We start from the raw sequence: 25,520 nt of genomic DNA on the forward strand, positions 1-25,520 counted from the left end.
TCAATCCCCGTCCGCCTCGTCGCCATCGGGCGGCATGACCGCCACGCCTTTGCGGCCGGCCAGCGCGCCGCCGTGACAGGGCAGGGCGGGAGCGTCGCGACGGTCATCGCCGGACGGCGCCGGGCGTGGCCCCTTGGCCGTACAGATCATCATGCCGACGGGCGCGGCGCAGGCCATGGGCGCGAGGACAAGGTTCAGCGCGCCCAGCAGGGCCGCGCCCGCGCTGAGCGACGGATGGGTCATGACCTCTGCTCCCTCCCGATAACGAGCGCCCATTCCGGCCTGTTATGCGAGTATATATTGTATTCTTCAGAAATCCTACCTTGACGTGTATTTAACGCCATGGCTCTCTTCCCGACAGGGAGAGCGCGATGGTTGGACAGCCACGACCCGAGGCGACGTTTCCGACGTGGCGCACGGACATCGCCGACCTCTTCGCCGCGCCCTTCTGGATGGCGCCGTCGCGGCGCGCCGACGTGGCGGCCTCTCGGACTATGACAGCGTCAAGGCCTGAGAATTCCATTATTTCCGATAATATATCTTAGACGATCTTACCTGCGTCATCCTGGGTACTTGTGTTGTCACTGACTCCAAATTCTGCGACTGGCGCGTTCTTCGACACCAGTTCTACCGATGTTCCGGCTTTCTGGCGCTTCTGACTCAATTCTCTGCAACTGGCTGACTCTTTTCGCTGCGACCGTAACGACCGAGCGCTGCTCCGGCCACGGCGTACCTCCAGCGCTGTTCTAGCGAGTACGGCCATCTGCAAGCGCGAAAGCTGAGCTGTGAAATGGCATCGCCGGGCAACTCCATGGTCAGCAGAATTAGCGGATCTGGAACCTGGCTTTAAGCCCCACCCTATCTCTCGCCTCCTCCAGAACCTCGCCACTGGCCGATCAGGGCCTCGGCGTCCCGACGTGGAGAGCGACCAAATAGCCGGGCGTATTCGCGATTGAACTGAGACGGACTTTCGTAGCCAACTCGGTCGGAAGCCGCCGCCGCGCCTAGGCCCTCGGTCACCATGAGACTTCGCGCCCGGATCAGGCGAATTGTCTTATGGAACTGCAGGGGTGTCATGCTGGTCACGGCCTTGAAGCGTCGATGGAACGCTGAGACGCTCATGGCGGCCAGGCTAGCCAGGTCGTCAATCGACGCCGGCTGATCGAAGTGCTCCCGCATCCATCGGGCGGCCGCATGAACGCCAGACAGCGCCGCGCCCGGCGTGGCGATGTCGCGGAGCATCCAGCCTTGAGGCCCTTGGAGCACGCGATAGAGAACTTCACGCTCATAAACTGGCGCGAGGACGGGAATGTCTTCGGGCCGCTCCATTAGCCGCATGAGCCGGACCCAGGCGTCGAGCAGTTCGGGCGTTGTCGCGGCGACGGAATAGCCGTCCCCCTCGCCCGCCGAAAGCGGAGTCTGCTCCAGAAGCGATGCGATCACCGCGCGGTCCAGCGTCAAGCTGACGGCGAGATAAGGCTCTCCGGTTGGCTCCGCGTGGACCGTTCCTATGGCCGGCAAGTCGACTGACATGACGAAATAGGTCGACGGATCATACCGCAGCGTCTTGCCGCCGATGGTCATGGACTTTGATCCACGCAGGATCAGATTGATCATCGGCTCATAGACCGCGGCCAGCTCGTGCTCGGGGATGACGCCCTGCGCCATCGCCAAGCGCGGGATGCCAGTCTCGGTCCGCCGGCTTTCGGCGCGAGCCGCAAGACGGCGCAGCGCGTCCAAGGGCTGTTCCATCCGTACTGCTTGCGCGGCGGCTCGGCTGCGCGCAAGCACAAAGCAGGATCAGGCAAGGATAAGGCAGGATCTCCCAGCGCCGAAAAGATCCCGCTGGCCTATTTCCCGCGCCTCAATCAGCGCGGAGAGCGGGCATGTCAGTCGTTATCATCACGGGGGGAAGCCGCGGCCTGGGTCGTAGCGCCGCCCTGCAGTGCGCCCAGCGCGGCATGGGTGTGATCGTCACCTATAACAGTCATCCCGAGGGCGCCGAGGCGGTCGTCGCCAGCATTGAGACGATGGGTGGTAAGGCCAAGGCCTTGGCGCTCGACGTCGCCCAGGTCTCGAGCTTCACGGCGTTTCGTGACGCTGTGAGCGCGGCGCTCGAGAGCCAATGGGGGCGCGAGCGCTTCGACTTCCTCGTCAACAATGCCGGCCATGGCCTCTTCGAGCCCATCTCAAGCGTCACCGAAGCCCAGTTCGACGGGCTCCTGAACGTGCATCTGAAGGGGCCGTTTTTCCTGACGCAGACCCTGCTTCCGCTGATGAACGACGGCGGCGCCATCGTGAACATCACCAGCGCCACGACCCGCGCGGCCACCGCCGGCGTCGCCCCCTATGCGGCGTTCAAAGGCGGCCTCGAGGTCCTGACCCGCTACATGGCCAAGGAGTTCGGCGATCGGCGCATCCGCGCCAACGCCGTCTCCCCGGGCGCGATCCGCACCGAGCTCGGCGGCGGCCTGACGACGGATTTCGAAGCGTTGCTCGCGGGGCAGACCGCCTTGGGCCGTATCGGCGAGCCGGACGACGTCGGCCGGGTCGTGGCCGCCCTGCTCTCCGAGGAGAGCGCTTGGATCAACGCCCAGTCGATCGAGGTGGCGGGCGGTTACCTGATCTGACCGAGGATCGGGACGAGATAATCCAAGAGCGCGCGGCGTGGCTTCAAGCCGCGCCGGAGGCGGCGGCCGACCATGCGGGGCCGCTTATGCCCCCCGCCTCCGACGGCGCCGCGCCCCTTTTCGAAGGTTCCTTTCATGACCAAGTCCGCCCCGGCCCAGGCTATTGAAATCACTCGCTTCCATCTCATCGACGGGCTGACGATCGGTGACTTCATCCGCGCCAACGCCGACGTCGATCCCTGGCTCCAGCGCCAACCCGGCTTCATATCGCGGCGTATCGCCCAGGACGCGGACGGCGAGGTCATCGACATGCTGGTCTGGGAAAGCGCGGCGCAAGGTCGGGCGGCCGCCAGTCGTCTGATGTCCGAACTGGCCGACTCGCCCGTTCACGACGCCATCGACCAAGGGACAGTCTCGTGGACGGTGGCGCCGGTGGTCCACCGCCTGGACGCCACCCAGGCTGGATGAGGAGGCTGAAGGCGGTATTCAGCCAAATGCGTGCGGCCCGGCTTCAAGCCCACTGGTGAGGCAAGGCGCAGATTCCGGGGACGCGACAGTTGCTGCGCGCCGAATTCCCAAGGAAAAGCCATGAGCGATCCCCAGTTCCTCTCGCGCCAAGGCGCGGTCCTCGCCATCTTCGTCGCCGCTCTGCTCGGCGCCCAGCCCGGACCCGCGGCCGCCCAGACGCCCTACGCCAATATCAACAAGGCGGCGGCCGCGGCAGACATCACCCTCACGCCGCTGCGTGGCGGCGTCTATCTGGTCGAGGGCTCCGGCGGGAACATGGCCGCCATCGGCGGTCCCGATGGCCTGCTGTTAATCGACGACGGCATCGCGCTGTCGAAGACCAAGATGCGGACCGCGCTCACGCGCGTGGGCAAGGGTCCGCTGCGCTATGTGATCAACACCCACTGGCATTGGGACCACACCGATGGCAACGGCTGGGCGCGCCAGGACGGCGCGGTCGTGGTGGCCCACGCCAACACCGCCCGCCACCTGGAGGAGACCATCCGCGTCGAGGAATGGGGTCACACCTTCACACCAGTCGCGGCCAGCGAGCGCGCCGACGTGCGCATCACGGCGTCGACGACGATCGCCTTCGCCGGCGACCAACTCGTCCTGCGCCCGTACGTCCCGTCCCACACCGATGGCGACCTGTCGGCCTACTTCGCCCAGGCCGACATTCTGCTCACGGGCGACACTTGGTGGAACGGCCTCTATCCGTTCATCGACTACGTCGCCGGCGGCGGCATCGACGGAATGATCGCGGCCGCAGACGCCAGCATCGCTCAGGCCGGGCCGCGTACGATCGTTGTTCCGGGCCATGGGCCGGTCGGCAGCCGCGACGACCTGATCGCCTATCGCGCCATGCTCGCGACCATTCGCGACAACGTCGCCAAGCTCAAGGCCCGGGGCCTGAGCGTCGATCAGGTGATCGCCGCCCGTCCCACGGTCGCCTTCGACGACGTCTGGGGCAAGGCGATCATCAGCCCCGAGCTCTTCACGCGCCTCGTCTATCGCGGCGTGTAACCGGATCCGAAGCTCCCAGTTCGAGCTTCGGTAGGCTCGTCGCCCTCACCCTCCCCCAGAAGGGGGCGACGAGCCGCTCATGCGACGGGGTCGCCGAGCGCGTGGCGCATGGCCTCGAGCGTGGCGATCATCGCCCGCATGGCGGCGGGGTTGTATTCCCCCTGCCCCGGCGCGCCGTGATGGATCTCCACGGAACGCCCACCGCCCAGGTCCATGTGGAACGTGTCCGGGGTCCTAAACCGCTGACCGGCCGGGGCGCCGTCCGGCGCTGGCTCGCGGGCTCCGGCGTCGGTGTCGACGGCGCCAAGCTGCTCCAATTGGCCGTTCAGCAGCGCCTTAAGCGCGGGGTCCAGGCTGCCGCCGGAAGGTCCCAGCAACGTCAATGAAAAGCCGTTGGCGGTGTCGGAGTCGAACAGGCTCGTCGGGCTTTGCAGCGAGGCCGTCTTGGGAAGCGAGATGGGATCGGCTGGCGAAGGCGAAGCGGTTGGCGCGGCGCCCTTCCGAGACAGGCTCGCGATAGACTGCCCGGCCGTCAGGCCCATGATGCTCATGATGAAACCCTCCTCGGTCTATGACTGGGGAGGGCTTCGCAACAACCGCGCCACGGATCAGACGTACAAGCCGCGGCCAACCCGTTCCCAAAATGGTCGCGTGGGCGGCGGTACATGCCTAGGTCGGCGACGAACCTGCCCAGCGTGTTACGCCGATCAACCGAGCGAGCGCCCAAACTCGGCGAAGGCTTCCGCCAAGGCGACAGGGTCTGACAGAAACGGCGAGTGATCCGCGTCGAGCACCGCCAGTCCGGCCAGGGTCAGACGCGCGCACATGGCCGCCTGGGTTTCCAAAGGAATGGCCTCGTCGCGGGCGCATTGGACATAGAAGCGCGCGATGCTGGCTGGCGGATCGCCCGGTATCGTATCGGCCGCCGGCCCCAGGGCCTGCCAGGTCGCGCAACGGTCGGCGGCCCAGGCGGCCAGGTCATCGGGGCAACGCGTATAGAAGGCCGCGATACGGTCCTGCCGGCTCAGCGCCGCCACGCCGCGTTCGGCGTCGACAATCATCCTCGGAACCGCTGCGCCCGCGGGGCCGAGGCCAAGCGCCTGAAGATGCGACTCGCCGGCAAGCGGCGCGCTGGCGGCGACATAGACCAATGCCTTGACGCCTTCGGGGCGCATCGCCGCTGCGGCGGTGATCGCCGCGCCCCCGAGGGAGTGACCGACCAGCCAAACCGGATCGTCGCCGATGGCGGCGGCGATCGCCCGCGCACAGTCATCGAGGCCGACTCCACCGAGCGCGTCCAGCGCCCCGCCGACGCCTGGAAGATCTATCGTCTCCACTGCATGCCCCTGCCGTTGGAGCCGCTGTTCAAGGCGCGACCAGCACCATGCGCCGTGCCAGGCGCCGTGGACCAGAAGGAAACGGGCCATGGATCGCTATTCCGAGCTGGTAAGGACCTGAAGGCGCGAGAATGGATCCTCGCGATCGCGTGCGACCGCCGCGAGGTCGGCGACCAGCGCCTTGGGATTCAGGGCGACGTGCGGGGCCTGGAGACGGGTGGCGACCGCCAGGGCGATCTCCGGTTCCTCGGACCAGACGACCGCGCTCGGCCGGCCTGGCAGAGCATTGGCGATCGTGATCGCTTCGTCGAGATCGCCATAGGGGATCACCGTCGCCACCGGCGCCCAGGGCTCATCGCGAACGAGGCTCATCGTCGGCGAGACATTGGCCGCTAGGGCCGGGCCCATGACTGCGCCCATGACCGCGCCTTGCCTTGGCGAAATGTCGTCACCCCGCAGAACGATTTCGGCGCCGGAGACCGCCGCATCGTCGAGCAGCAATGCTGCCCGCGCCCGCGCCGACTCTGAAATGAGGGGCCCGATTATCGTACGGGCGTCTCGCGGATCGCCGACCGGCAACGTGCGGGCCAAGCTGGACAGGGACGCGACCAATTCCGCCTGCCTGTGCCGCGGCGCCAGCAAGCGGCTGGGATTGGAGGGTCCCTGGCCGCTGGCCAGAAACAGACGTGGTCCAAGCGCCGAGATCACCGCGCCGAGGTCCGCGTCCGGCAGTAGGATGCCCGTCGTGCGGCTCTGCACGCCGTGGACAAGTGACTTCCCCGCCGCTGCGCGCGCGCGGGCCAGATCCGTGGCCAGCGCGGCGGGGCCGGAGTAGGCCAGCCAATCGATCTCGGAATGCGCCGCCATCCCCAGGCAAGCGGCCTCGTCGGCGACCAAGATGTTGAACACCCCGTCAGGAAGACCCGCTTCGGCCAGCAATTCGCCCAGCCACTGGCCGTCCAGCGGGCAGGCCGGCGGGAGCGCCAAGATCATCGAGCAGCCGGCAAGCAAGCTCGGCATCAACCAGGACAAGGCGCTGGGCTGGGTTGCGTTCCAGGCCGCGATGGCCGCTACAACCCCGGCGGGGCGGCGCGGGGCGGCGTCCGCCCCGCCAACACTCCCGCGCGCATGGGTCAGCCGAGCCTCGCCAGCCTCAAGGGCCTGCGCCATCAGCTCGCGCGCCGCCGTCACGGGCAGAGCCGTCTGGCGGGCGCTTAGGAGGACGAGTTCATCGACCCGTGCGAGATAGAGACGCCAGAAGCGATCGAGAACAGCCAGGCGCGCCTGATGGCTCAATCCCGACCAACTCCGCCGCTGGAACGCCTGACGCGCGACCTGGATCGCCAGTTCGATGTCGGCCTGGCCGGCCAGGGGCGCCTGACCAAGCCAAGCGTCGTCATAAGGGGAACGGACCTCAACGCGCAGGCGGCCAAGCGGCGCTTGTCGCCGGCCGCCTATGAAATTCCGCCGATAGGAGAGCATGTCGGTATGAGCTCTTTCGCGATCATCGCACGGCCAGGCAACGCGCTCCGGACGGCTTCTCAAGCCTGGGGCGCCGCCAGAGCGGCCGCCAGTTCAAAGGCGTGAATCGGTGTGAAAGCGTCGAACTCTAGGTCGGAGCTGACACCATATCGGCCGCTCGCCGCGCCAAGGGACCGTCTTGGTCGGGCATCGCGGCCAGCAGCTGTTGGACGCGCTCACGCGCTTCGCCGCGCGCCGCCTCCGGAGCGCCGCAGGCCAGCAACGCCATGGCCGCCGCGAGTTCCAGGCTAAGCGCCGAACCCGCCCGCGCGGCCTCCAGCGCCTGGAGCACATGGCCACGCGAGACCTCTTCGCCATCGCCCGCCATTACCTCGCTGGCGATCAGGTAGAGCCTTGGCAGGTCATAGTGCTGGCCGATCGCCTTGGCGTCTTCCAACGCCGCGAGGATCCGCCGTCGCGCTTTAGCCTGGTCGCCCAGGGCGTGGAGCCCCCAGGCGAGCGTCCCGGAAAACGCTGGCGAAAGAAGCCGGTGGGCTTCCCGGTCAAGTCGCTCGAGCGCCAGATCCAGCCCCTCGACGCCTTCGGCGTATCGCCCCCGACCGATATCCAGTTCTCCTGCCAGGGCCAAGCCAACGCCGTGATAGGGACCGATGCCGTGTCTAGCCGCATGCTCGATCAAACGCGATATCAAGCGCTCGGCCGTTTCCCAGTCCTCGTCCCATAGCGCGACCGTCGCGGTGTAGATCAGCGCGATGCACAGGCTGACCGGACGGCCGCCGCGCTCGGCTTCGGCCACGGCGGCCTCGCACACCTCGATCGACCGCGCGCGCTCGCCGCGGAGCCAGAGCGCGCGGCACAACACGATCAGCGCGCGCACCTTGTGGTCGTAGCCAAAGACATCCGCGCCGTCGGCGTCGGCGCCAGCCCAGTAGGCAAAGCCGCGGTCGATCGCTTCCTGGGCAAGGCGCTGGTCCGAGACCAGATGGAGCGAGGTGCCCAGCATCCATTGCGCCAGCGCCGCCCCACCCGGATCACGCACGGGGTCGCATAGCTCCGCGCATTGGCGCCCGCAGTCGAGCGCCGCTGAGAACTCGCCGATCCGCGTGAGGAAGATGTGCTGGCCCGCCAGTAGCTGCACCTGGTCGGCGCGCGCGCCCAAACGCTCGGCGAGCGCCAGGCCGCGCTCGATCGTTTCGCGGACGGCGTCGTGGTTGCCCCGACCGAACATGCGAGCGATCGCGACGGCTTCCAGCAGCCTCAGTTCGTCGACCCCGCCACGCCGCGCCTCGGTGAGGCCGTTCAAAGCCCTCAGGCACCAGGTCTCGCACTCCTCTAATTGGGCGCGCGACAGCAGCAGAGGCGCCGCGCCAACGGCGAGGCTGGGGAAAAGGTCTTGGGGACGGGCGACCTGCGCCCATCGCAGCGCCGCCAACACGTCGCCGATGGCAGGCGCCGCCGAAGGGGCGTACTTTTGGAAGAGTGACGCGCCAGGACGAGCGCCGTCCGCGAGACGCGCGAGCATCTGCAGGGCGTGTCGCTCGGCGGTGATCTCCGCCTCCCCGCTGCGCGTCAGCTTGGCGAGGGCGTAGGCCCTGGTCGTGTCCAACAGCCGGAACTGCACAGGCCCCACGCCGCCGTGAGACGTCCAGATCAGTGACTTGTCGACGAGGCTCGTCAGGGCGTTGGCCACCTCGAGCGCGTCATCGCCCACGTCCCCGGCCACCGCATGGGCGTCCTTCAAGCTGAAGGGGCCGGTGAACACCGCCAGGCGCCGCAGCACGCGCCGATCGCGTTCGCCCAGGAGGTCGTGGCTCCAGTCGAGCAGCGCCTGCAGCGTCTGGTGGCGCGGGGCGGCGTCGCGGCGTCCTGGCCATTGCAGGCCCAGGCTCTCGTCCAGGAGGTCCGCGACACCCTTGAGGCCAAGGGCGCCGACGCGGCTGGCCACGAGTTCGATCGCCAGCGCCACGCCATCCAGGCGTCGGCAAATGTCCCCGGCAAGGCGCGTCTCCTCATCCGTCCAAGGCCCGCGTCGACCACTGACCTCCGCCCGCTCGATAAAGAGCTGCACCGCCGAATAGCTGAGCGGCTGGCGTGCGACGGCGGCGTCATCGGCGGGTGGGAAGGCCAGGGGCTCAAGCAGATGGACGGTCTCGGCCTCCACGCGCAGGGCTTCGCGGCTGGTGACAAGGATGAGATAGGCGTCGAGGCGGCGGGTGAGCCGATCGCAGAACGCAGCGACTGCTTCGACCAGATGTTCGCAGCCGTCGAGGACCAGCAGCAGGCGATGGCTAGCCAGGGCGGTGAGCACCGTCTCCTCAAGTTCGCGACCCGATCCGTCCAGGCCCAACGCGGCCGCCACCGTCTTGACCAGACTGGCTTCATCATCGGCCGCGCTGAGGTCAACGAACACCGGCTCGATCGCCGCCCGCGCCTTCAGGGCCTGGGCGACAAGCGCCGCGACGGTGGTCTTGCCCAGACCACCGGCGCCGACCAGGGAGGTCAGACACCGCTCCCCCATCGCAGCGACGAGGCAATCGACGACGACGTCGCGACCGATCACGCGCGCGGCAGGCAGCGGTAGGCGGGTTGAAAGGCTGTGAGCCGGAGGCGGTGCAACGGAGGGCGGCGGCTCTTCAGATGCAAGGTCGAGCCACCGCACCGGCGCGACGAAGCAATAGCCTCGCCCAACCACATTCTCGATGTAGCGCGCGCCCTCCTCGCCTTCGCGCAGGGTCTTGCGCAGTCCCGACACGGCGACCCGCAGGTTGGATTCCTCGACCGTTAGGCCCGCCCAGGCGCGCTCGATCAATTGCCGGTGGGTCAGCACTCGGCCATGCTCGCTGACCAGAGCGATCAGGACCTCAAGCGCGCGCGCCCCGACGGCGACGGGAACGCCCTGCCGCGTCAGCAACCGCTGCTCCGGCGCGAGCATGTAGGGCCCGAACAGCGCCTGGCGTGTGCCAGCGGCCTCGCCGGAGTCGATGGCGCGTGCGTCCCCCAAACGGACTGTCCTCTATAAGGCTCCGATAGAACCGCCGCGGCCACAGCCTTCAGCGCCGCGCGGTCCCACAGCTTAGCCACAGTCAGGGTTCGTGGGCTTGTCCGTAAGCGCGTTCGTTCAAGTCCCCTTCGCGTGCTTGGCTTTCGACGGTTTGCGCCTGCAAGCCCTGGAGGCGTCCGAAGATCACGCCGGCCTCGCCGCGAGCGAGGACGGCGGTCAGGTCCGCCCAGGTTTCCGAGCGGATCGCCCGGTAGGGCCGGACGCGTGGCGGGGGCGGCGGCCTCAAGCGACCGCCTCCGCCACCGTCCACGAGGCCTGGGCGGTTCGACGCTCGCCCCGGTGATCACGGCGCCAGGCCGCCGGAGGACAACCGTAGTGCTTGCGGAAGGCGCGGGTCAGGTGGGCCTGGTCGCATAGCCCGCAGGCGTAGGCGATCTGGGCCAGGCCTTCATCGCTGTTCAGCATAATGTGCCGGGCCCGCTCTAGCCGCTGGCGCATGATGTAGTCCGACGGCGTCAGGCCGAAGGTGACATTGAAGCAGCGGCCCAGCTGGCTGGTGCTGATGCGGACTACGCCGGCCAGCTCGCCGACCTTGATGGTCCGCTCGATGTTCGCCTCGATGAATTCCGCCAGGCGGCGCACCCGCCAGCCGGTGAGACGCGCGCCCTTGGAGCGGGGCGGCGTGTTTTCGGGAGCGATCGGCGCGACATCCAGTTCGCGATCGATGATCCGATGCGCCTGGCCCAGATAGGTGCGCGCCGCATGCCGATCGCGGTCCAGCGACTTGAGCGCGTCGTCGATCAGAGCACGGACCATGTCTTGGCCGGGCGTCGCCCAGGTGGGGCGGTCTGTCAGGGCGATGCTGTGCATGAGAGCCTCCTTGTCGTGATGACAGGAGCATCGACCCGGATCGCGCCGAGTGCGCGTTAAGCGCCGTGACCGGGCGTGAGGCCTCGCGAAGGTTTTCGCCGCTCCTCGCACAACAGCGTTCGCCGGGAGGCTTCACAAGGCTTCACGTCGCCTGACTCGTGGCTCGGCAAGGTCCGTGCGCAGATCAAAGGGCGAAGGGCGTCGGCGTCTCTCGCCCCCTCCAACAGACTGCAAAGAGGCCGTCATGCGTCCCCCACTCCCCCCGTTCACCCTCGAGACCGCCCGGCAGAAGGTGCAGGCGGCCGAGAATGGCTGGAACAGCCGAGATCCCGTCGCCGTGGCCCAGGCCTATACGCCGGACAGCGTCTGGCGGAACCGCAGCGACTTCTTTACGGGCCGCGAGGCGATCGTCGCCTTCCTCACCCGCAAGTGGGAGAAGGAGCTCGACTATCGGCTGATCAAGGAGCTGTGGGCTTTCACCGAGAACCGCATCGCCGTTCGCTTCGCCTATGAATGGCGCGACACGACGGGCGCCTGGTTCCGCTCTTACGGCAACGAGAACTGGCAGTTTGGCGCCGACGGCCTGATGGAATGGCGCCTGGCCAGCATCAACGACCTCCCGATCAGCGAGTCCGAGCGCCTGTTCTTCTGGCCGCTCGGCGCGCGGCCGGCCGACCATCCCTCGCTGTCCGATTTGGGTCTCTGATCCCCCCCATTCTCCCTTCGACCTTAGGAAAAGGAGCCCCTGATGACCATGCTCAACTGGAATGACTATCGCGACCAACTGATGAAAGGCGTCGGCGATCTCAGCAAGCTGTCGCCCGACACCGTGCGCGGCTACGCCACGCTCAGCGGCGCCGGCGCCAAGACCGGCCATCTCGACGCCAAGACTCGCGAGTTGATCGCCCTGGCGACGTCCGTCAGCCTGCGGTGCGATGGCTGCATCAGCGTCCACACCGAGGCGGCGCATCGACTGGGGGCCACGCGGGAGGAGATCGCCGAAGCCCTTGGCGTGGCCATCGCCATCAACGCGGGCGCGGCCCTGGTCTATTCGACGCGGACGCTGGACGCGTTGGACGCGTTGCCAACGGTCTAGGTCATCACGTTTATGGCGCGCGCGGGGCCTAGCTCCGCGCGCCGCGACGCCAAGCGGCCGGCGTCTGGCCATAGGCCTTGCGAAAGGCGCGGCTAAGATGGGCTTGGTCGCAGAGGCCGCAAAGCTGAGCGATCTGCGCCAGGGCGTCGTCGGTTTCCAGCATCAGGCGCTGGGCCATCAGCAGTCGCCTTTGCATGATGAATTCAGACGGCGACAGACCAAACGTCGCCTTCAAGGCCCGGCCAAGCCGCCCCGTGCTCATCTTGGCGGCGCCGGCCAGTTCGGCGCTATAGAGCGTGCGCCCGATATTGCCGTCGACAAAGGCGGCGATCTGGCGCGCGCGCCAAGCCGGCAGCACACAACTGGCCGATCCTCCCAATGCACGGCGCTCGTCGCGCGGCGGCGGCTCTAGAAGTTCCCGCGCCCGACCGATCAGCACCTGGGCCGCGATGGGGTCGGCCGGAAGCGCGCCGAGCGCCTGATCCAGCAGGACGGCGACCCTCAACTGCAGCGGCCGCGGCGCGCGGGCTTCGGGCGCGGCTAGCGCCATGGCGGTCCACCCGCTTGCGAGGCTTCACAGCGCGCAACACCGCACAACATCCAAGGCGGGCACGAGCGACCTAGTCTGCTCACCAGGTTCGACGAAAGCCGTCGAGTCCCAAGGAGTTCTCCCCCATGAAAACCTGGTTCATCACCGGCGCGGCGCGCGGTCTCGGCGCCCAGATCGCCGAAGCCGCCCTGCAAGCCGGTGACAACGTCGTGGCCACAGCGCGCGATCCGAACGCCGTCGCCGCTCGATTTGGCGAGCGCGCGAACCTCCTGGCTGTGCGGCTGGACGTGACCCAACCGACAGAGGCCAAGGTCGCCGTGCAGAAGGCCCTCGACCGGTTCGGCGCGATCGATGTTCTGGTGAACAACGCCGGCTATGGCCTGGTGGGCGCGGTCGAGGAGGCCAGCGCCAGCGAGATCGAGCAGCTCTTCGCCGTCAATGTCTTTGGCCTGCTGGCGGTGACGCGCGCGGTCCTGCCGTCGCTGCGCGCGCAGCGTCGCGGCCACGTGATCAACATGTCGTCTATCGGCGGTTACCGGGGCGCGGCGGGCTTTGGCGTCTATTGCGCCACAAAGTTCGCGGTCGAGGGGTTGTCTGAAGCGATGCAGGCGGAACTGGCGCCGCTGGGTGTCCACGTCACGGCGGTCGAACCGGGATACTTCCGCACCGACTTCCTGGACCCAGCTTCGCTGAAGATCAGCCAGCCGCCGATCGCCGACTATGCCGAGACGGCTGGCGCTGTTCGTACGCGGGTGGGCGGACTCAATCACCAGCAGCCGGGCGATCCGGCGAGACTGGCCGACGCGATCCTGCGGCTGGCCAATATGCCCACGCCCCCGGTGCGCCTGCCTCTCGGCGGCGATACGGTCGCCGCGATTGTCGCCAAGCACGCCCGCGATAGCGAGATCCTCGCCACCTGGGGCGGCTTGGCGGCCGACACCGACCATCGGGCCGACTAAACGCGGAGAGCGGCCGTCGGCGGCCCTTTGCGGGCCGCCGACGCGGGCGTCAGGGATGCGCGACATCGACAACGACCTTGCCGCCAGCGCGACCACGCGCCAGCGTCTCGTAGGCCGCGTCCAGGGTGTCCAGGCCAAACCGGCCTTCGTGCAGGCGCGGCTTCAACGCCCCCAGGTCCGCCAGAGCCGCCACCTCGGCCAGGATCTCGCCGAAGTGGCGGCGCCCCTCGCCGCTCAAAAGCGGCTGCAGCGTGAACACGCCCGAATAGGTCGCCTGCTTGAACGAGAGCGGCGCCAGCGCGTGCACGCCCCAGCCCAGGCAGCTGACAACGTGGCCAAACCTTTTGACGGCCTGGAACGAGGCGTCCAGGAGCGCTCCGCCGCCGGTGTCGTAGACGATCTCGAAACCTGCGCCTGCGGTATGCTCGGCGACATAGTCCTCGACCGCGCGCGCGCCGTCGATGGCGACCGCGCCCAGGTCGCGCAAGTAGTTCTGATCCGCCTCGCCCAGGGCGGTGGCGTAGACCCGGGCGCCCTTGGTCAGGGCGATCTGAACGGCCAGATGGCCAACGCCGCCCGCGCCCCCTTGGACAAGCACCGTCTGTCCAGGCTGGACCTTCGCGCGATCGACAAGACCTTCCCAGGCGGTGATCGCCACCAGCGGCAGAGCGGCGGCCTCACGCGCGGCGAGGCTCGTCGGCCGTTTGGCGAGAAGGCTCGCATCTACGGAGACATAATGGGCGTGGGCGCCTTGCAGTCCCCCAACACCGCCGACAAGGCCGAAGACGCGATCGCCCGGCGTGAAACCCGCCACGTCGGCGCCGACGGCCTCCACCTCGCCGGCCAGGTCCATGCCCAGCACCGCCGGCAGTGGATTGCGCGCGTGCGCCGCCTGCTCGGCGCGGATCTTCAGGTCGAGCGGATTGAGGCCGCTGGCCTCGACGCGGACCAGCACTTCGGCCGGACCGGGTGTCGGGCGCGCCACGGGCTGGAGGGCGAAGGGGCCGTCGCGAGACGTGACGACGGCGGCGGTCATGGTTTGGATCGAGCTCATCGGAGCAACTCCAGTTGGATGAGCTCAAGAAACCACCCAAACAGGATTGACTGGAATAGAAGACTTGACACGATAATCATTCAGTTTTGAATGGGTGAGGCGTGGCGGCGTTCGAGTGGAGCGACCTTCCGATTTTCCTGGCGATCGCGCGGGAGGGCACGCTCGGCGCGGCCGGCCGTCGGGTTGGTCATTCGCAGCCGACCATGGGACGGCGACTGAAAGTGCTCGAAGCGGCGATCGGCGCGGCGCTCTTCCAACGCACCGCGGACGGCTTTGTCCTGACCGATGAGGGCCAGACACTGCTGGCTCATGCTGAACGGATGGAGACGGAGTCGCTCGCCTTGCTGCGTGCCTTGTCAGGCAGCGACGCGGCTCTGGCAGGCGAGCTCCGCGTCTCCTGTTCGGACTGGTTCGCCCGCGTGCTGCTCGCGCCAGTCCTGGCCGAGCTGGCTGACCTCCATCCTGCCGTGGTGGTCGAGACGTTGACCGATCCGCGCATCTACAGCTTGGCGCGCCGCGAAGCCGACCTCGTCGTGCGCATGGTGCCGTTCAGCGAAGCCGAGGTGATCGCCCGCCGGCTCGTGACCATCTCTTACGGCCTATACGGTCGCCCCGGGACTTGCGTTGAGCCGATCGGAGACGGCGAAGGCCACGCCTTGGTGGTCATGGACACCGCGTTCGGCGGCATGCCTGACGTGGGCTGGATCACGCGACGTCTACCGGGGGCCAGGATCGCCTCGCGCAGCAACAGTCGCGAGGTGCAGGCCCAGCTTTGCGCTCTGGGCGCCGGTCTGGCGGTGCTGCCGCGTCCGCTGGGCGACTCCGCCCCTGGCATTCAGCGGATCGAATTGGATGAGGACCCGCCGAGCCGGACGCAATGGCTGGGCTATCACCGGGACCTGCGGCGCCTGCCGCGATTGCGGGCTCTTGCCGGCCTTCTGATCGCGCGAATCCCCGCCCTCGCCTCTTAACGCCGCCCAGCTCTACGGATCCAAGAAGGGCCCGATACGCTCAAGCCCTTCTCCAGCGTCTGGATCAGCCTCCTCCCATAGCCGACCGCGTCGGTCATCAGAGGAGGTTTGAAATGAGCGAGCGTTCAACCAACGACCAAACCGCGTCACGACGCGCGGTGATGACGTCCGGCCTAGGCCTGGCGGCCATCGCGACGGCGCCAACGCTATCGCCGTCCAAAACCCAGGCCGCGACCACGTTCACGCCGTCCCGCCCGAGCAGCGGGTTGGTCAAGACCAAGGACGGCGTCGAGCTGTTCTACAAGGACTGGGGCCCGGCCGGCGGCCAGCCGATCGTCTTCCATCACGGCTGGCCGCTGACCGCCGACGAGTGGGACAACCAGATGCTGTTCTTCGGCGCCCAAGGCTTTCGCGTCGTCGCCTTCGACCGGCGCGGCCATGGCCGCTCGACCCAGACGGACGACGGCAACGAGATGAACGCCTACGCCGCCGACACCCACGCCGTGGTCCAAGCCCTGGGCCTGGCGAACGCGGTGCAGGTCGGCCATTCGACGGGCGGCGGTGTCGTCACGCGCTACGTGGCGCGCTTCGGGCGCGGCGACCATGTCGCCAAGGCTGTCCTGATCGGCGCCATCCCGCCTATCATGCTGAAGACTCCGGCCAATCCTGGCGGCCTGCCCATGGACGTCTTCGACGGTTTCCGCGCGGCGCTACAAGCCAATCGCGCCCAGTTCTACCGGGATGTCCCCGAAGGGCCGTTCTACGGCTTCAATCGTCCAGGCGCGAAGGTCAGCCAGGGCTTGATCAACAACTGGTGGCGCCAGAGCATGGCCGGCGGCGCCAAGGCCCAGTACGACTGCATCGCGGCCTTTTCCGAGACCGACTTCACCGAAGACCTGAAGACCATCGACGCGCCCGTGCTGATCATGCACGGCGAGGACGACCAGATCGTCCCGATCGGCGACAGCGCCCGCTTGGCCATCAAGCTGGTCAAGAACGGCGTGCTCAAGACCTATCCAGGCTTTCCGCACGGGATGGCGACGACCCAGGCTGATACAATCAATCAGGATCTGCTCGCCTTCATCCGCGGCTAAAGCGCCACCGATCCGCGACAGACGGCGGACCCTCGTCTTGCTCCTCACTGACGGCCGGACGAGGGCGCGCCGACACATCCATTTTGAAGCTTGATCAGAGAAGTCGCCGGTATGCACCACCTCGGCATTGATGCGACGCGGGTCGCTGAACTCGTTCGCAAGAACGCGCTCCAACTCACCTCAATCGGTGAGTGGCCGGGGCCCGATCAACCGATCCAAGCCGTGATTGACTGGATCAGGTGCCTCAGCGCCCGCCAGGGATCGTCGTAAGACGCTCGCGATCGACTATCCCGAAATCAGCTGGGCGGACGAAGAGCACGTCAACGAGCAGGATGGACATCCTTACTAGCTCTATGACCCCATCGATGGGGCCTATCACTTCCTTCAGGGCCCGCCCCTCTGGTCGAGCTCACTGGCTCTGATCATCGGTGGCGAGCCCGTCTTTTCCGTCGTGCATGATCCGTCGCTGCGAGACTCGCCGGAGGTCTGCTCGTCACCGAAGCCTGCGGGCATCATCGCAAATGCGTTGCATCCAGGCGCGATCGCGACGGGCTTGCAGAAACACACCGGAGGGCTGAGGGCCCCTGTGGAGCGCCGAAAGACCGTCGAACAGGGCGCGGCGACCTCGGTCCTTCTGGCGGCCTCGCCGTTGCTGGAGGGTGTCGGTGGTCGCTATTTCGAGGACTGCAACGAGTCCCGGCCGATCGCGAAACGCCCGGCCGACCTGGTCAGCGGCTATGCGCCCTACGCCCTCGATCCCGAAAACGCCGAGCGGCTGTGGACGGTGTCTCACGCCCTGGTCGGCGAGGCCCTCGCCTAGCGAAGCCGAACGTGTTTCGGCGCCGCTAAGCGAGGGCGCTGGCCTAGGCGGAAGGCGGCAACGGCGCGGCCTCCGCCCACTCGGCGCGCGTCGTCGGGCGTCCTTTGATGGTCGCGGCGATGGCGGCGGACTTGTCGAGGGTTTCCTGCAGGGACTTGGGCCCCTGGAACGGCCGTCCACCGATATGCCAGCCGTCGGGATGCAGCTCCTCGATCAGCACCCAGACAACTTCTCGGAAGGCCTCCGAGCCCTCGAACCTGACCATGACCTCGGTCAGGGCCTTGGCCATTTCGTGCTTCTGATCCGGCGTGAAGACGCCTTCGACGAGCTTTACGTTCACAAAGGGCATGGTCGCGTTCCTTTCAGGGTTGGGAAAGGGCTGCACTTTGCGGGCGGAGCGTTCCTGCGACTTGGACGCATGCGTCCCCGAGGCTTGTCAGCGCATTAGTTGCTCGCGCCGTGGGGCCGAGCTGAACGGGTGCAACAGGGAGGCGAGCGCCCAAGGCGCGGCAAGGTCGTTCACCTTGAAGCGACCTCAGACACGCAGAGCCGCCACGGTGGGGTCGTGGACGATCAACCGTATGCCGCCGTACCCAGCCGATCGTCGCCGCCGCCAACAACATGGGCTACGACAATCGGGGAGACCTACGCGGCTCCCGACGAAGGCGATGAGCCGAAACGCGCCAAAAGTCAGTCGCGCATTTTGGAGTCTGATCGCGCGATATCGGAGTCAGTCGCGGCTTATCGAGTCAGGCCTCACACCGAAATCGTTCGGCCGACAGTCGCGACTTAAAGAGTCAGTGACAACCGAGCTTGATCGGCGCGTGCGCAAACCCGCCCGCGCCGATCAGGTCCGCCGGCGCTTCATGGGCGTGCCGGCGTGGGCGAGATCACCGCCCTCTGTTTCAAAGCCGCCGTCGACGCCCCTGCCCGCTTCAAGAGCTCGCGCACCGGCGGCCCCACTTTGGCCTGACACCCAGACGGTTCTGAGGTCGGCCCATCCATGATGGGTTCGATCGTCATCGCGCCCGGCTACGGACACGTCTGGGACGGGCCGACCAGAACCGGCGAGACCAGGCCCACGTTCCAGTTCCAGGGCTGGTCGCCGGCGGCCTTGCGGCGACAGACGGCGCGTTCGTGGAAGGCGAACATGCCGGGCATCAGGTTGGTGTCGGCCACCGGCTTGTCGCGGAAGGCCATGTAGGCGCCGTCGGGCGTATAGGCCTTCCAGGTCGACGCGCCGCTGGCCCGCGGCCGAGCGGTCCGCGCGAAGCTGGTCCAGTAGCCGATCATGGCGTCCGACAGCGCCCTCTCCTCCGCCGTCTCCGGCGCCTTGGGCCAGCGGGCCGGGACGCGATCCAGCGACCCGAACATGTAGGGGATCTCGCTGGCGTGGAAGGCGTGCAGCCCGGCCTGATCCATGGCCGGATAACCGTGATCGAACAGATAGAGGAAGGCGGGCTGCCCCGCCTTGACCTGCGAACGGACGAGGCGCTCGGAGGTCCAGCCGTAGAGGGCGTCCCGGGTGGTCGCCAGAACGCTCTCCTCCAGGTTCGTCGCCGGATAGAGCTTCAGGAAATCGTCGGCGAGATCGCCATAGCGCTCGCGGATCATCTTCTCATATTCGGCGGCGGTCTTCGGGGCGGGCGGAGCCAGGAAGCGCAGGGAGCGGATCTCGCCGCTGTTGAAGCCCGTCAGGATCGGGACCTTGGCCTGCTCGCCGCGATCGAACGTGTCGACCAGCTGCCGCGTCAGGACGACGCCGTCGATGGCGCCGAAGGGCAGGAAGCCGGCCTGGGCCGCCTTGTCGGTCAGCGCCTGCGGGTCCATCGCCCGCAGCGCCGCCAGGTCTGGCGCCTTCACCACGCCGGCCACATAGGCGCCGGCGGCCTCGCCCGACGGCGCGCCATGGCTGGCCGCCTTCAGCTCCGGCGTGGAGATCATGTAGGCGCTCTGGGCGATGGCCTTGGCGAACAGCCCCTTCGCGGGCGGCGAGACTATCAGGTACATGACGCTGAGCGCGCCGGCGGACTCCCCGGCGATGGTGACATTGGCCGGGTCGCCGCCGAACACGGCGATGTTCTCGCGCACCCATCGCAGGGCCGCGATCTGGTCGAGCAGGCCGTAGTTGCCGGAGACGCCCTCCGGCGTCTCCTGGCTCAGCTCGGGATGGGCCATGTAGCCCAGCACGCCCAGGCGGTAATTGATCGTGACCAGCACCGTCCCGGCCTTCGCGTACCGGGCGCCGTTCTGCAGGGACGACTTGCCCGAGCCGGAAGTCAGGGAGCCACCGTGGATCCAGACGATCACGGGCGCCTTGCCCTGGGTGGACGGCGTCCAGATGTTCAGGGTCAGGCAGTCCTCGCTGGTTGTCCCGATCTCGGCGGAATAGACCGACGGCGGTCCGGGCGTGGGCTGGACGCAGGCGGCGCCGAACTGGCTGGCGTCACGCACCCCGCTCCAGCGTGGGGCTGGCGCGGGCGCCCGCCAGCGCCTCTCCCCGACCGGCGGCGCGGCATAGGGCAGGCCCTTGAAGGCGAGCGCTCCGGCGTCGACGACGCCCTTCACGGCGCCGGCGGGCGCTGAGATCACGGGCCGCTTGTCCGCGGCCTGGGCGGGAGCGGCGACTAGCAGCGCCGCGGCGAAGGCGGCCTTCCAGAGGTTCATCGAGCGGCTCCGGTCTTCGGGGCCTTGCCAAGGGTCCGCGCCAGCAGAAGGAAGAGCGTGATGGCCACGCCGTAGAACGGGACCAGGGTGAACAACGCCACCTGGAGCGAGTTGTGCGGATACGCGGCCCGGAAGAAGTCGCTGGCCGCGCCGACATAGGTCGGGCCCAAGCCCAGGCCGATGAAGTTCATGACCAGCAGCAGCAAGGCGCCCGACATCACCCGCTGGTTGGGGCGGACCGTGTTCTGAACCAGGGTCACGGCCGACGACAGATAGACATGGTTCAGGCACATGGCCGGAAGCAGGCAGGCCAGGGCCGTCGGCCAGTGCGGGGCGGCCACGAACCCCAGATAGCAGGGCACGGCCAGGATGAGGGCGCAGGCGGGCGCCAGGCCATAGGCGCGTTTGGACTCGCGGGTGAAGCGGTCGATCAGCCAGCCGGAGCCGAAGATCCCCACGCTCATCCCGACGCCGACCACGATCGCGTACCAGACGGCGACTTCGCCGAGCGTCATCCCCTTTTCGCGCATCAGGAACAGCGTGGCGAAATTGCCCAGGCCGTAGGTGACGAACTGCGTCGCGCCGCTGCCCAGCGAAGCCAGCAGCAGCACCGGATGCGAGAAGAACATCTTCAGGGTCTCGCCGAAGCCCGCGCGCGTCTGCACTGCATGGGCTGTCGGATGGTCCAGTCCGCCGCGTCTGGGCTCGCGCACCGTGAACTTCAGCACCAGGGCGGCGACGACGCCGACCGCGCCGGTGATCACGAAGGCGTCGCGCCAGCTGAACGCAGCCGCCACCGAGGCGCCGAACGCGATCCCCAGGGCCGCGCCGACCGGCGGGCCCAGGTTGTAGAGGCCCAGCGCCGTGCCCCGGCGTCCGGGCGGGAAATAGTCGGTGATGATCGCATAGGACGGGGGCACGCCTCCCGCCTCCCCGAAGCCGACGGTCATCCGCGCGACCGCGAAGCCGCCATAGGTCCTGGTCAGGCCGCAGGCCATGGTCGCCGCGCTCCACACGCCGCAGGCGACGGCCAGCACGGTCACGCGGTTGGTCCGGTCAGCCAGCCAGCCGACCGGGATGGCGATGAAGCAGTAGAAGGCCGCGAAATAGAGACCGCCCAGCAGTCCCAGCTGGCTGTCGGTGATCTGCAGCGTGTCCTGGATGGGCTTGGCCAGGATCGACAGCAACTGCCGGTCCAGGAAGTTCAGGACATAGATGAACCACAGGCAGGCCAGGGCGACCCAGGCCCGACGGTCGGGTTCCTGGACGGCGGGCGCGGCCATCGGTGCGGCATCCTCGATCGGGCGCATCATCGTTCCTCCCTGTTCAGGGCGGCGTAGACGCCCCGCTGGTGCTCGGGCAGAGCACGGCGTCCGGCGGCCCCGCGCCCGGTAGCGATGGTCGCTCCAGACTTGGCCGACACCGGCACCTGGTGCTGGATCAGATAGATCATCACCAGATCATTGACCGGATCGGCCTGCCACCAGGTGCCGAAGATGCCAGGCCAGGTCATCGCGCCGGGCGCGCCGCAGGCATACGGGTTATCGAGCGGGTCTTCGGCGATCGAGACGCCGAGGCCGAAGCCGTTTGTTCGCCACAGCGGCATGCCGGCGAACGGGATCTGGCGCTGGACGTCGGTCAGCCGGTTGGTCCGCATCAGGCGAACCGTCTCCGGACGGAGCAGGCGCACGCCGTCCAGGGCCCCCTCGCCCAGCAGCATTCGCGCGAACCGGTGATAGTCCGGAGCCGAGGAAATCAGCCCGCCGCCGCCCGGCGTATAGCTCGGCGGTTCATCGTACATCTCGGGTTCGACCTTCGCGAGCCCGCCCGCGGCCTCGTCATAGCCGTAGAGGCTGGCCAAGCGGTGACGCTTGTCGCGCGGCAGCCAGAAGTCGGTGTCGATCATGCCGAGCGGCTCGAAGACCCGCGCCTTCAACACCTCACGCAACGGCTTGCCCTCGACCCGACCGATCAGGAAGCCCAGGACGTCGGTCGAATGGCCGTAGTGGAAGCGCTCGCCCGGCTGGTAGGCGAGCGGCAGACCGCCCAGCGCGATCAGCCACTCGTCCGGCATCATGCGGGTCATGGCCGGATCCCCCAGGGCGCGCTCATAGGCCAGCTTCAGCGGCCCTTCCGAGAAGAAGCCGTAGGCGATCCCCGAGCGATGGGTCAGCAGGTCCTCGATGGTGATCGGGCGGCGCGCGGGCTCGGTCTCGCGCAGGGATCCGGCCGCGTCGCGCAGCACCAGGGGCTCGGCCAGTTCCGGGATCCAGCGCGCGATCGGGTCATCGAGGGCGAACCTCCCCTCCTCCATCAGGATCAGGGCCGCCACCGAGGTGATGGGCTTGGTCATGGAGGCGATGCGGAACAGCGTGTCGGGCCGCATCGGATCGCCGGCCTCGAGGTCGCGCCAGCCGATCGCGTCGGCCTGCACGATCTGGCCGCCGCGCGAGGTCAGGGTCACCGCGCCCGAGAGCTCGCCCCGATCAACGAAACCCTGGAGGACCGCCCCGGCCTCGGCGAGCTTGGCGGGGTCGAAGCCCTGGGCGCGGCAGGCGTCGTCATCGATCATAAAAAAGGGCGCTCCGGCCTGGGTACTGGAAGAAAGACCGCGGGGGCCGGCGGCAAGGCCAGGCTACCCCGCGGTGGGTCGGACGGCCGAGGCCGAGGCCGCCTCCCGAAGGACTTTTTGGGATCGGTCAGAAGGTCTTGCGCAGGTTCACCGCGACGAAGCGCCCGATGGGGTTGTAGGTCCCGCCGATGCCGTCGGTCGCCGGGAAGAACGGCGGCGTCTTGTCGAACAGGTCGTTGATCTGCAGGGCTAGTTCCGAACCCTTGGTCGGGCCCGTATCCGGCAAGGTCATCGCGATCCGCAGATCGACGGTCGTGTAGGCCTTGGCGTCGTACGTGCTTGTCCCCGTCGGGGTGGCGTAGCTGTTGGTGACGCCATCGCGATAGTTGACGAAGCCGACGAGGCGGAACGCGCCGGCCGCCAGGCCCGCCGTCGTGCGGACGGTCGCCTTGGGCACGCCCAGCTTCAGGGCGTCCGACACGGGCGCCGTTGGCGACAGCTGGGTGTCGAACTTGAAGATGTAGTTGCCAGCGACGCCGCCGAACACGCTGCCGAAGCTGGTGGCGCGCCTGTAGTTGACGTCGAAATCCAGGCCACGGGTCTTGCGCACCCCGAAATTGCCGCGACGCAGGTCCAGGGCGTTGCCGATCGCCGGCAACGGCGTCGGCAGGGTGACCGGCACGCCCAATGCCAGCAGGCTGGACAGCTGGGCCGCCGACGGATTGCGATAGACGACCGAGGCGAAGGTCGGGTCGGTGAAGACCAGGCTGGTCGGCGGCGTGCCGATCACGTCGGTGAAGTTGATGTCGTAGACGGTGGCGCTGGCCCGGAAGCCCGGCAGGGACGGCGGCGCTACATCGACCCCGAACGAATAGGTCCGCGCCTTTTCCGGCTGCAGGGTCTTGTTGCCGCCCAGCAGGAAGATCGTGTTGACCTGGGCCGCGCCCCGCGTTGGATCGCGGGCCAGCACACCGGCCGTCGTGGCGTCGTAGTAATAGGCGCCGACGGTGGCGCCGACGTCCCGCAAACCCGGCGCGCGGAACGAGCGGCCGTAGGTCCCTCGCAGCGTCAGGCCCTCCACCGGGTCCCAGTTGACGCCGACCTTCGGATTGCTGGTCGAGCCGAAGTCGCTGTACTTGTCGTAGCGCCCCGACACAGACAGCGACAGGCGGTGCATGAGCCGCGTCGCATTGCCGTCGCCGAAGATCGGCACGAACAGTTCGCCATAGATGGACTTGATATTGCGGCCCAGGTTCTCGGGAACCTGCGTGACGCCCACGAAGCCGCGCTGCCGGAACGTCTCGCGCCGATACTCGGCGCCCGCCGCGAACTTCAGCTCGCCGCCGGGTAACGCGAGCAGCGGGCCATCCAACTTGACCGCGGCCAGCTTGGTGCGCTGCTGGATCGTGACGCTGGTCGAGTAGTTGGTGATGTTGGAGACGACCGAGGGGCTCGTGCCCTGGCCGAAAGGATCGAGCGCCGTCGCCGTGGTCGTTCCGGCCGCCGCCGCGGCCAGGGCCGCCGGATTGATCATCGGCTGATGGGCGACGTGCTCGGCCCAGTCATAGGTGCCGTAGGCGCTGAGCTTGAAGTCGTTCGGCAGGCTGAAGTCCGCGCCCGCCGACGAGTTGCCGGCCTTGACGCGATAGGTCTGGTCGAAGTGGTCGGCGCCGACCAGGTTGTCGGGCCGGAAGAAGATGGTCGCGGCCGTCGCCGCTGTTCCCGGCGGGGCCTTGAAGAACGGGTTGGCCGCCGTCATCGTCACGGTCTGGGCCGGGATCGCCGCCCGGACCTCGTCCTTGCGGTCCGAATAGAGCAGGTCGCCCCACAGGGTGACGCGCTCGCCGATCTCCTGCCGCGCGCTCACGAAGCCGCTGTGCAGGCGCGAGGCCGGGACGAGATCGACCGGGCCGCCGACGTCGCAATAGTTCGTCGAGTTGGGCGTCAGGCCGGGCGCGCCGTAAACGACGCCGCCGACCACCACGTTCGGCGCGGGACAGCTGGTTCCCCGCGTGTCGACGCCGCCGAAGTTACGGAAATCCACCTTGCGGTAATCGCGATCCGCGCCGGTGACGTTGCCGTTCTCGGAATACTGGTAGGCGGCCAGGATCGAGCCGCTGCCCCAGTCGCGACCGGCCAGGCCGCTGATGCTGGCCGTATGGTAGTCGTCGGCCGTCCCGTAACGGGCCGACATCTCCAGGCCGGAATAGCGCTTGCGGGTGATGAAGTTGACGACCCCGGCGATGGCGTCCGAGCCGTAGATCGACGAGGCGCCGTCCGCCACGATCTCCACGCGCTCGATCGCCAGGTCCGGCAGGAACGGGAAGTCGGGATTGGTCTCGTTGGCGCCGCCCGCCACCACCCGATGGCCGTTCAGCAGCGGCAGGGTCGCCGTCGCCGGTAGGCTGCGCAGACCCGGCGCGAAAGACCCGGCCCCGGCGTTGTTGGCGCGCGGCGCGGTGTTGAAGCTGTTGAGCTGCGGCACGCTGGCCAGCAGGTCCGGCGTCGTGGTCGCGCCAATGGTCTTGATGTCGTCGCGCGAGACGCCGATCAGGTTCGAGCCGACCGGCGGCACGCCCCGAATACTGGATCCGGTGACGACGACGGCTTCAAGCGTATTGTCGGATGTCTCGTCCGTCGCCTGCGCCAAGGCCTGCCCAGCGAAAAGCATGGCAACCAGCGACGCGCCGGACAGCGCCATGTGGCGCGCGGTGTTCCAGGTTTTCATTCAACCCTCCCCTTTTGTTTTTTGCTTGCTCAAGGCGTAGCCGAGGGTCGCCGCCTCGTCAATTTCATTTATTTAGCGCTAAATGAAATTTGTTGAGACGTTTGCTTGACCCCTTGGGGTCGCCGCCTCATCGTCCCATCCTGAATCGTTGGAGAGCGT

At 67.9% G+C, this 25,520-nt stretch carries 23 protein-coding genes and 1 pseudogene; 10 read left to right on the forward strand and 14 right to left on the reverse strand.

Translation table 11 applies throughout. The annotated features are described in order from the left end of the window. Nucleotides 1–243, reverse strand: coding sequence for a hypothetical protein (locus AC07R7_RS14875; RefSeq protein ID WP_494635685.1), 243 nt, complete (start codon nt 241–243; stop codon nt 1–3). A gap of 615 nt (nt 244–858) precedes the next feature. Then, complete coding sequence (locus AC07R7_RS14880) at nt 859–1,740, reverse strand: AraC family transcriptional regulator (protein WP_494635686.1); 882 nt, start codon at nt 1,738–1,740, stop codon at nt 859–861. Between the two features lie 146 nt (nt 1,741–1,886). Between AC07R7_RS14880 and AC07R7_RS14885 the strand changes: the two genes are divergently transcribed. The 3 genes from AC07R7_RS14885 to AC07R7_RS14895 all read left to right on the forward strand — a co-directional run bounded on the left by AC07R7_RS14885 (nt 1,887) and on the right by AC07R7_RS14895 (nt 4,160). Further along, a complete protein-coding gene (locus AC07R7_RS14885; RefSeq protein WP_494635687.1) occupies nt 1,887–2,630 on the forward strand; it encodes an SDR family NAD(P)-dependent oxidoreductase in 744 nt (247 codons plus the stop codon). A 135-nt stretch (nt 2,631–2,765) separates the two neighbouring features. Then, nucleotides 2,766–3,098, forward strand: coding sequence for a hypothetical protein (locus AC07R7_RS14890; protein ID WP_492885270.1), 333 nt, complete (start codon nt 2,766–2,768; stop codon nt 3,096–3,098). Nucleotides 3,099–3,218: 120 nt separating this feature from the next. Beyond that, a complete protein-coding gene (locus AC07R7_RS14895) occupies nt 3,219–4,160 on the forward strand; it encodes an MBL fold metallo-hydrolase (RefSeq protein ID WP_494635688.1) in 942 nt (313 codons plus the stop codon). A 77-nt stretch (nt 4,161–4,237) separates the two neighbouring features. Here the strand turns inward: AC07R7_RS14895 and AC07R7_RS14900 are convergent, their stop codons facing one another. From AC07R7_RS14900 to AC07R7_RS14920, 5 genes are all read right to left on the reverse strand, one after another. Continuing rightward, nucleotides 4,238–4,711, reverse strand: a complete 474-nt coding sequence (locus AC07R7_RS14900; protein WP_492885266.1) for a hypothetical protein — start codon at nt 4,709–4,711, stop codon at nt 4,238–4,240. A 156-nt stretch (nt 4,712–4,867) separates the two neighbouring features. Further along, entirely contained in the window at nt 4,868–5,587 is a 720-nt protein-coding gene (locus AC07R7_RS14905) for an alpha/beta fold hydrolase (RefSeq protein WP_494635689.1), read from the reverse strand. A 6-nt stretch (nt 5,588–5,593) separates the two neighbouring features. After that, entirely contained in the window at nt 5,594–6,979 is a 1,386-nt protein-coding gene (locus tag AC07R7_RS14910) for an aldehyde dehydrogenase family protein (protein WP_494635690.1), read from the reverse strand. 127 nt (nt 6,980–7,106) lie between these two features. Next, entirely contained in the window at nt 7,107–9,980 is a 2,874-nt protein-coding gene (locus AC07R7_RS14915) for an ATP-binding protein (RefSeq protein WP_494635691.1), read from the reverse strand. Nucleotides 9,981–10,262: 282 nt separating this feature from the next. Next, on the reverse strand, nt 10,263–10,850 hold the full coding sequence (locus AC07R7_RS14920; RefSeq protein ID WP_494635692.1) for a helix-turn-helix domain-containing protein: 588 nt from the start codon (nt 10,848–10,850) through the stop codon (nt 10,263–10,265). Between the two features lie 244 nt (nt 10,851–11,094). Between AC07R7_RS14920 and AC07R7_RS14925 the strand changes: the two genes are divergently transcribed. Then, entirely contained in the window at nt 11,095–11,556 is a 462-nt protein-coding gene (locus AC07R7_RS14925; RefSeq protein ID WP_494635693.1) for a nuclear transport factor 2 family protein, read from the forward strand. A gap of 42 nt (nt 11,557–11,598) precedes the next feature. After that, complete coding sequence (locus AC07R7_RS14930; RefSeq protein WP_494635694.1) at nt 11,599–11,946, forward strand: carboxymuconolactone decarboxylase family protein; 348 nt, start codon at nt 11,599–11,601, stop codon at nt 11,944–11,946. Between the two features lie 28 nt (nt 11,947–11,974). Here AC07R7_RS14930 and AC07R7_RS14935 read toward each other — a convergent pair whose 3' ends face one another. Further along, entirely contained in the window at nt 11,975–12,496 is a 522-nt protein-coding gene (locus AC07R7_RS14935; protein ID WP_494635695.1) for a helix-turn-helix transcriptional regulator, read from the reverse strand. Nucleotides 12,497–12,621: 125 nt separating this feature from the next. On the opposite strand from AC07R7_RS14935, the gene AC07R7_RS14940 reads away from it, so the two are divergent. After that, nucleotides 12,622–13,455 carry an oxidoreductase gene (locus AC07R7_RS14940; RefSeq protein ID WP_492885250.1) on the forward strand — a complete coding sequence of 278 codons (834 nt, stop codon included), beginning with the start codon at nt 12,622–12,624 and terminating at the stop codon, nt 13,453–13,455. 49 nt (nt 13,456–13,504) lie between these two features. Here AC07R7_RS14940 and AC07R7_RS14945 read toward each other — a convergent pair whose 3' ends face one another. Then, on the reverse strand, nt 13,505–14,509 hold the full coding sequence (locus tag AC07R7_RS14945; RefSeq protein WP_492885249.1) for a zinc-dependent alcohol dehydrogenase family protein: 1,005 nt from the start codon (nt 14,507–14,509) through the stop codon (nt 13,505–13,507). 101 nt (nt 14,510–14,610) lie between these two features. Between AC07R7_RS14945 and AC07R7_RS14950 the strand changes: the two genes are divergently transcribed. From AC07R7_RS14950 to AC07R7_RS14965, 4 genes and pseudogenes are all read left to right on the forward strand, one after another. Continuing rightward, a complete protein-coding gene (locus tag AC07R7_RS14950) occupies nt 14,611–15,480 on the forward strand; it encodes a LysR family transcriptional regulator (protein WP_494635696.1) in 870 nt (289 codons plus the stop codon). Nucleotides 15,481–15,593: 113 nt separating this feature from the next. Beyond that, nucleotides 15,594–16,574, forward strand: a complete 981-nt coding sequence (locus tag AC07R7_RS14955; protein WP_494635697.1) for an alpha/beta fold hydrolase — start codon at nt 15,594–15,596, stop codon at nt 16,572–16,574. A gap of 361 nt (nt 16,575–16,935) precedes the next feature. Next, a pseudogene (locus tag AC07R7_RS14960) lies at nt 16,936–17,034 on the forward strand (hypothetical protein); the annotation flags it as partial. A 126-nt stretch (nt 17,035–17,160) separates the two neighbouring features. Beyond that, nucleotides 17,161–17,394: a hypothetical protein gene (locus AC07R7_RS14965; RefSeq protein WP_494635698.1), complete on the forward strand. Its 234-nt coding sequence runs from the start codon at nt 17,161–17,163 to the stop codon at nt 17,392–17,394. Nucleotides 17,395–17,437: 43 nt separating this feature from the next. On the opposite strand, the gene AC07R7_RS14970 is transcribed toward AC07R7_RS14965, so the two are convergent. The 5 genes from AC07R7_RS14970 to AC07R7_RS14990 form a co-directional block, all read right to left on the reverse strand. Beyond that, entirely contained in the window at nt 17,438–17,743 is a 306-nt protein-coding gene (locus AC07R7_RS14970; protein ID WP_492885243.1) for a tautomerase family protein, read from the reverse strand. A gap of 683 nt (nt 17,744–18,426) precedes the next feature. Further along, nucleotides 18,427–20,061, reverse strand: a complete 1,635-nt coding sequence (locus AC07R7_RS14975) for a carboxylesterase/lipase family protein (protein WP_494635699.1) — start codon at nt 20,059–20,061, stop codon at nt 18,427–18,429. Beyond that, a complete protein-coding gene (locus tag AC07R7_RS14980) occupies nt 20,058–21,374 on the reverse strand; it encodes a spinster family MFS transporter (RefSeq protein WP_494635700.1) in 1,317 nt (438 codons plus the stop codon). Before AC07R7_RS14980 ends, AC07R7_RS14975 begins: the two co-directional genes overlap by 4 nt. After that, nucleotides 21,371–22,633 (reverse strand): serine hydrolase domain-containing protein, encoded by a 1,263-nt coding sequence (locus tag AC07R7_RS14985; protein WP_494635701.1) that lies wholly within the window; start codon nt 22,631–22,633, stop codon nt 21,371–21,373. Before AC07R7_RS14985 ends, AC07R7_RS14980 begins: the two co-directional genes overlap by 4 nt. A gap of 127 nt (nt 22,634–22,760) precedes the next feature. Next, nucleotides 22,761–25,361 (reverse strand): TonB-dependent receptor plug domain-containing protein, encoded by a 2,601-nt coding sequence (locus AC07R7_RS14990; protein ID WP_494635702.1) that lies wholly within the window; start codon nt 25,359–25,361, stop codon nt 22,761–22,763. Nucleotides 25,362–25,520: the final 159 nt, after the last annotated feature.

It is taken from the genome of Caulobacter sp. GW821-FHT05F04, assembly GCF_059419665.1.